This window comes from Bacteroides rodentium JCM 16496 (assembly GCF_000614125.1).
GTDB lineage: Bacteria > Bacteroidota > Bacteroidia > Bacteroidales > Bacteroidaceae > Bacteroides > Bacteroides rodentium.
Genome location: NZ_BAKJ01000049.1, coordinates 24,956 through 31,834, shown reverse-complemented (window position 1 = coordinate 31,834; position 6,879 = coordinate 24,956). Strand labels below are relative to the sequence as shown.

General features: G+C 50.3%; 4 protein-coding genes and 2 pseudogenes. 5 read left to right on the top strand and 1 reads right to left on the bottom strand.

Features of this window, described 5'->3' with window-relative positions; all coding sequences use genetic code 11:
* On the top strand, nucleotides 1-753 hold a 753-nt coding region (locus JCM16496_RS17075), incomplete at its 5' end, for a hypothetical protein (RefSeq protein WP_244440469.1).
* Between the two features lie 316 nt (nucleotides 754-1,069).
* On the opposite strand, the pseudogene JCM16496_RS17065 reads toward JCM16496_RS17075, so the two are convergent.
* Nucleotides 1,070-1,710 (bottom strand): annotated as a pseudogene (locus JCM16496_RS17065) (HU family DNA-binding protein).
* A gap of 311 nt (nucleotides 1,711-2,021) precedes the next feature.
* Here JCM16496_RS17065 and JCM16496_RS17060 point away from each other — a divergent pair.
* The 4 genes and pseudogenes from JCM16496_RS17060 to JCM16496_RS17045 all read left to right on the top strand — a co-directional run bounded on the left by JCM16496_RS17060 (nucleotide 2,022) and on the right by JCM16496_RS17045 (nucleotide 6,866).
* Nucleotides 2,022-3,375 (top strand): annotated as a pseudogene (locus tag JCM16496_RS17060) (VapE domain-containing protein).
* Nucleotides 3,376-3,622: 247 nt separating this feature from the next.
* Nucleotides 3,623-4,750: a Rid family hydrolase gene (locus tag JCM16496_RS17055; RefSeq protein WP_025835779.1), complete on the top strand. Its 1,128-nt coding sequence runs from the start codon at nucleotides 3,623-3,625 to the stop codon at nucleotides 4,748-4,750.
* A gap of 78 nt (nucleotides 4,751-4,828) precedes the next feature.
* Nucleotides 4,829-5,443, top strand: coding sequence for a DUF4369 domain-containing protein (locus JCM16496_RS17050; protein WP_025835777.1), 615 nt, complete (start codon nucleotides 4,829-4,831; stop codon nucleotides 5,441-5,443).
* The gene (locus JCM16496_RS17045) at nucleotides 5,415-6,866 is read left to right on the top strand and encodes a DUF6057 family protein (protein ID WP_025835775.1); all 1,452 of its coding nucleotides are present in this window, start codon (nucleotides 5,415-5,417) and stop codon (nucleotides 6,864-6,866) included. Before JCM16496_RS17050 ends, JCM16496_RS17045 begins: the two co-directional genes overlap by 29 nt.
* The last annotated feature ends 13 nt before the right edge of the window (nucleotides 6,867-6,879 follow it).

Sequence of the window (6,879 nt, the reverse complement as noted above, 5' to 3'; positions counted from 1 at the left end):
TACACTTTGATAATGAAACGAGTACTTTTTTTGGCATTATTGCTTTGTGGTATTCTATTTGCTAAAGCAGATATCTTGGGACCATATGTTTTGGATAATGATGTGCCTGCTACTCCACACGGTTATGACCGGATTGTGTTTCCTTTAAACAATGTAAATGCTCCTGTGGCTGCAAGTATAACTATCAGTGATGAAAATGGAGAGCAATATACGCTGACAACTCGTGAGCCTGTGGGTGCTCCTTATTGCTATTTTATGGCTGTTGGCACTTATCGTATTGTTTCTTTCAACAATTGTGTGGTTCAATCGTCCAATTGGGGAAATCTTACGGAGGGTAGTACTTTCTACGTGAATGGAGTGAATGGTGGATACATGAATTTGAAATATACGGGAAACATTCCGGAAATGCAAAGTATTATCCAAGCTCCAGGAACAGATGATAATAAGCCTAATGCCAGACCTTATTATGCTACAATGAAGGTATATGGTGTAGATGCCAATGGAGGTGGTATACTGGTTGATGGAAAGGGAAAAGAATATGGTGTGTTTAATTATACCGGCCATGTTGGTGGTGCACATTATTTTTATATTCTTCCCGGCACATACATTGTTAAAACGATAAGCACTACTAATGGAAATTATATCTATTTGGATATTAATGGTACTAAGAGTCGTTTATCGGACGGTATGACGTTCTCTGTTTCCAGTAATGGTGTGGATATTTCCATCATTTTTTCCAAGAATCTTCTTTAATTAAGTAAGATGTAGAATTTCAACTCAAAGCAGTTGTCGTTACCCCCGACCTCATTAGTCGCCCGTAACATCGGATAATTGTAAATGCATTAGCCGAATAGTACAATTGTTTAATGGTTAAATCAGGAAAAGGCGGGTCGTGAGATTCGCCTTTTCACTGTCATTCGCTATTGTGTTTCCGGATGCAATCCACATTCCTCTTTGCATTCCCTCTGATTTCCGGGTGCAAAATGTTCCTTTTTATCCTTGCACTTCCTTCACCTCCTTCTCCCATTCTCTTGTTCATCGGCTTTCCCGGTGAAACCGTTTTCCACCCTCATCGCCCCGTCTTTGCATCGCGCGACACCCCGTAGTACCCCGGCGCGGTCGGTAGATGGGTTGCGTGGGTTTCCCCACATTTTTCAGCTTGCCCTCTTGCTGCAACCGTTTCAGGTGGACGTTTGCCGTGGTGCGCGCCATGCCGCACAGCTCCTGGAAGTCGCTGCGAATCAGCACCTCGTGGTCGGCAAAGTATTCTTTCAGCTTCATGTCTATCTCCACTTCCGAAAGCTTCAGGGAGTGGCGGGTGTATTTGCTGCGGATGGCACTGACTCCTGCCATGGCCTGTTTCAGCCTGACGTCGGGGCGGAAGCTGATGCTCTTCAGCCGGAGTTTCAGGTGCTTGTTCGGGGTGCTGCGGGTCACTCTCTGTGTGGCTTCCAGGGTGGGGGCGAAGTAGCCCAGCCCTTCGATGTGCACCTCGTGGCCGTCGCGCAGCTCTTCGCCGCAGATTTGCGTCAGGCAGTCTATCGCGTTCATCACATCGCCCACGGTGAGCGAGCTGCGGGCATGCACGCGGTTGTAAAGCTGCCGCATGGTTACTTTCCCGTTGAGCAACGGGCGGGGATGGAGACCTCTCTCTTCCGGGTCTTCCTCATTGGTGCCCGGATTCTCGTACCAGTCATATAGTATTGCCATATCAATAGGTTTTAGTGCGTTCAACGTATTTGTTTCTTCCCTCGGAAGTACTTTCTCGTAAGTGAACGACCCCGGTCGGTCGAACGGATAACCCGGGCCGTTCGATTGAACGACCTTGGTCAGCCGATTGGACGACCCGGGTCGTTCACTTACGGAAAACCATGCAAATGTACGGAAAATAAAGGGTTCTGCAGCATAAAGATATATGTTTGTCGGCAGGTACGATTTTGGAAGAAAAATCGGAAAATCATTTGCAAAACGCTCCCGGCAGGCAGTAACTTTGGCAAACAATCATTTAAACAGAAATATTTATGAGGAAAAAACTGATGACTTTGCAGCAACACCTGCTCTTGAGGGAAGCGGGACAACTGATTGCCTTTTCTGAAAGGCTGAAACACGCACAAAAAGAAACGACCGACCGAAACCGGGAGGAGCGGAAGGAAGAGGACCGGAAAGAGGGAAACCGCCTTGGCACAAAAGCTGCAAGCGCCGTGGCAACACTGAGCAACAGCATAGAGGAGTTCCTTACTTCACGTTACGACTTCCGCTACAACCTGCTGACGGACGAAACCGAGTTCCGCCCCGCCGGACAACGCTCTGCCGCCTTCACCCCCGTGGGCAAGCGCGAACTGAACACTTTCTGCATCGAAGCTCATGCTGAAGGCATTCCTTGCTGGGACAAGGATCTGAACCGATACGTCTATTCCACCTTTATTCCTGCCTACCATCTTCCTGCTCTATATGGACGAATTGCCCGACTGGGACGGCAAGGACCGGCTGACTGCGCTTGCCTGCCGTGTCTCTTCCCGGCCCCACTGGGTGCGGGGATTCCATACCTGGATGCTGGGGCTTGCCTCGCAATGGATGGGCATGCCGGGGTTGCATGCCAACAGTGTGGCGCCCATCCTTGTCAGCCGCGAGCAGGGACGGCGGAAATCCAGCTTTTGCCGCTCGCTGATGCCCGACGTGCTGGCGCGTTACTACACCGACAACCTGAAACTGACCTCGCAGGGACAAGCTGAGAGGATGCTGGCGGAAATGGGGCTGCTCAATATGGACGAGTTCGACAAGTATGCCGAAAGCAAGATGCCGCTGCTGAAAAACCTGATGCAGATGTCGGTGCTCAACGTCCGCAAGGCCTACCAGCAGAATTTCCGACAACTGCCCCGCATCGCCTCCTTCATCGGTACCAGCAACCGCTTCGACCTGCTGACCGACCCTACGGGAAGCCGGCGCTTCCTCTGCATAGAGGTGAAGCACTGCATCGACTGCACCGGCATAGAGCACGACCGGATTTTCGCCCAGCTGAAGGCGGAACTCCTTGCCGGGCGGCGCAGCTGGTTCACCAAGCAGGAGGAAGCGGAACTGCAAGCGCACAACGAGGCTTTTTATCGTGTCAGCCTTGCCGAGGAGGCGGTACACAGCTTGTTCCGTGCCCCGTTTCCGGCAGAGAAGAGCCTCGACCTGACTGCCGCCGACATCTACGGCGAACTGCAAAAGGCGCATCCCGCCCTGATGCGTGGCGGCAATCCCATGCAGTTTGGCTCGGTGCTGCTGCGGGCGGGACTGAAACGCCGGCATACGAAGTACGGCAATGTATATGAGGTGGTGAGAAGGAAAAAAGATGTTTCACCGGAAAGGTTGAATGATAAGGAAATAATGTGAAAGGTGAAGGGGTGAAGGAAGAGAAAGCCGGTTTATAGTCTCATTATGGATTGACGTGGATTCCTATTAATTCAGGTTGTAGATGCCGATGGGATAAATATTTTCGCTCATAATAACTGTATATTTTATAGATTTCTATAAAAGTAACTTTTTTATAAGAACAAAACAAGCGAAAGTTGCGATTTTCACTACTCCTTGTCGGATAAAAAACTTATCTTTGCGATTGAAACAATCTCTTGTTAATGATATGAAATACACATCATATTCTTATCCTTCAGGCAGGGCGGAAGTGGCTGCATTTGTTGTGACCGGCGGAGTGACGGAATACCATGTGATGATACATGCCACTGACCCGAAACAGACCTATCGTGAACAGATGAATGTCGTGTTGGATGCGTATGCCGCTTTGCTGAAAAGCGAGCTGCCCGGTGCCGTGGCCGTCTTCAAAAGGTTCTTCCTGAGTGATGCCGCCAACCAGGCGGAACTGCTGCTTGCCGCTACGGCGGAAAGTTCCGATTGCGCGCTGTCTGTAGTGGAACAGCCTCCGCTGGACGGCACCAAGATTGCTTTGTGGGCCTATCTGCAGACCGATGTGCAGACCAAGGTCTTGCCGAACGGACTGTATGAAGTGACACACGGCGCTTATCGCCAGCTCTGGATGGGAGGCAGCTTCAACCGTGCCGCCAATTCCGAATACCAGATGCGTCTTTTGCTCAACGACTATGCCATGCAACTGATGGAAGAAGGGTGTACCCTGGCCGGCAACTGTCTGCGTACCTGGATATTTGTACAGAATGTGGATTGCAATTATGCCGGTGTGGTGAAGGCACGCAATGAGGTATTCGTCACCCAGAACCTGACGGAGCATACGCACTATATTGCCAGTACCGGTATCGGCGGGCGTCATGCCGACCCCAAGGCACTGGTGATGCTCGATGCCTTTGCCATAGCGGGATTAAAGCCCGGACAAATCAAATATCTCTATGCCCGCACACACTTGAATCCCACTTATGAGTATGGGGTCAGCTTTGAGCGGGGAACGGCGGTGGATTACGACGACCGCCGGCAAGTGCTCATTTCCGGTACGGCGAGTATCAACAACCGTGGGGAAGTGATGTATGCCGGAGATGTACGTCGTCAGACAGAACGGATGTGGGAGAATGTGGAGGCTCTGCTGAAGGAGGCTGATTGCGGCTTTGGAGATGTGGGGCATATCATTGTCTATCTGCGTGATATGGCGGATTATGCTGTAGTGAAAGAGATGTTTGACGAGCGTTTTCCCGATATTCCGAAAGTCATTACGCTGGCTCCCGTCTGCCGTCCGGGGTGGCTGGTGGAAATGGAGTGTATGGCGATGAAGAAAATCTCTGATTAAAATATTATCTTTGGTTAATTGAGTATTAGGCCAACAGTTGGTAAACGCCTACCTTTGTTGAAATTCTAATGTATAAGGATGAAAACACGTATCTTGCTTTTCTGTATCAGTTGCCTGCTTTGGGCAGGTTGCGGAAATCCCGGACAGAATTATATGATTGAAGGGACATTGCCGTCGGTGAAATACGACGGGGAATGGATATACCTCGTGCCGATGGAGAACGCACCGGGACGGGTGGATTCTGTAAAGATAACCAATGCTTCTTTCTCCTTCTCCGGACAAGGGGAGGAGATGAGGGTGTTACGCCTGCGGCATCTGTTGCGTATCTACATTCAGGAACTGTTGGTGGTGACGGAGCCGGGTACCATACATGTGAGGGCCGACTCTGCCGGCTCGGTAACGGGTACTCCACAAAATGATGCTTTGCAGAACTGGAAGGAAGCACGGGAAAAGAAGCAGGTGTCCTATCGCTTTATCCGGAACGGATTGCGGAATGCCACCGGAAAAGATTCACTGCATCTGATACAGATGCGCGATAGCCTGATAACGCAGGAGCAGGAAACGAACTTTCTTTTCCTGAAAGAGCAAGGAAACAATACGTTGGGAACGTTCATGCAGAAGATGTTGCGTGGCTCCTTGACGGAAGAACAACAGAGACAGTTGGATGAAAGCCTGCAAAAGGAAATACATTGAATGGGGGGCGGCAGGAGTCGGTGCTTTGGCGCTGTTCCTCTTTTTCTTCCGGATGCTGCCCTATCATCTGTTCCATAGGGAGCAGACACAGCTCTTTCTGCTTGCCACCGAACCATTGGCCGGGTACCTGCGGCATCCGGCGGCTCTGGCACGTCTGTCAGGAGATTTCCTCACTCAATTCTTTTATTACGAAGGGGGTGGCCCGGCCATAATGGCTGTCGTGCTGTTGCTTTGGGGAGTGGTGGTATTTCGTTTGTTGGTTCCGTATATGGGACGTTGGGCTTGGGTTCCTACGGTGTTGGCGGTGGCTTGGGAGGCAGGAAGGCAATGCGGATTGAGTTATCCGCTTTCCGGCACAATCGCTTTAACCGGTATCGGAGGTGTCTTGTTGTTGTGTCGTAGCTGCATGCGACGTTCGTGGAAGTCGGGTTTACCGGTAAGCATATTGGCGGTATTGTCCGGCTATTGGCTGTTTGGCTGCGGCGATTGGTCGTCACGATGGTACAATATGCCCGATTTAGGGCGGGAATATCTTTTGGCGTTGGATTCGGAAATGTATTTCGGTCGTTCGGAGAAAGTACGGAAGCTGTTGGCGGAGGGTGAATACCGTTCTCCGTTCACTGCCTATTATTATAATTTGCTGAATGCACAGCAGAACCGGCTTCCGGACCGGCTGATGGATGGGTATCAACCGGCTTCTCAAGGGTTGTTTCTGCCTGTGGCTCCCCATTCTACCTACCTCACTATTTATGCGGCCAATGAAGTCTGGTTTGCGTTGGGAGATATGACGATGGCTGAACATGCCGCCATTCTGGGAATGATTTTCTCTCCGCGCCACACCGGGGCAAGAGCTGTCAAGCGTTTGGCGGAAATCAACCTGGTGAACGGTGATGAGGCGGCGGCCATGAAATATCTTCGTCTCCTGCAAAAGACAATGTGTTACCGTGATTGGGCAGAGCGGCGTATTCCCGGCAGGCAGACGGCCGAAGTCTGTCAATGGCTGGAACGGAAGCGGTTGTTGTTGCCCGCAACGGATACTTTACGTTCTTCTGCCGACATTCCGCTTTCACTTCGTCATTTGTTGCGCAACAATCCTGATAATGTGTTGGCATGCGATTACCTTCTCTGCTTTGATTTGCTGAATAAGGATATCGGGGCTTTTGCCGGAGATTATCGGGAGTTTGCTGCAAAGAAGTTTCCTTCCAGATTGTATGCCGAAGGTTTGCTTATCTATCTTGCCGGGAAAAAGGCTTCGTTGGATGAAGTGGAAAAATGGAATATTCCGCCTCAAGTCTTGAATGAATTCAGTGAATATACCCGACTGTACGAGGCAAACGATGGTAATGGTGCTCCTTTGCAAGCCAAATACGGAAAAACATATTGGTTTTATTTCCACTATGCTACGATGAAAAAGGGGAAGTGATTTATGATGAACA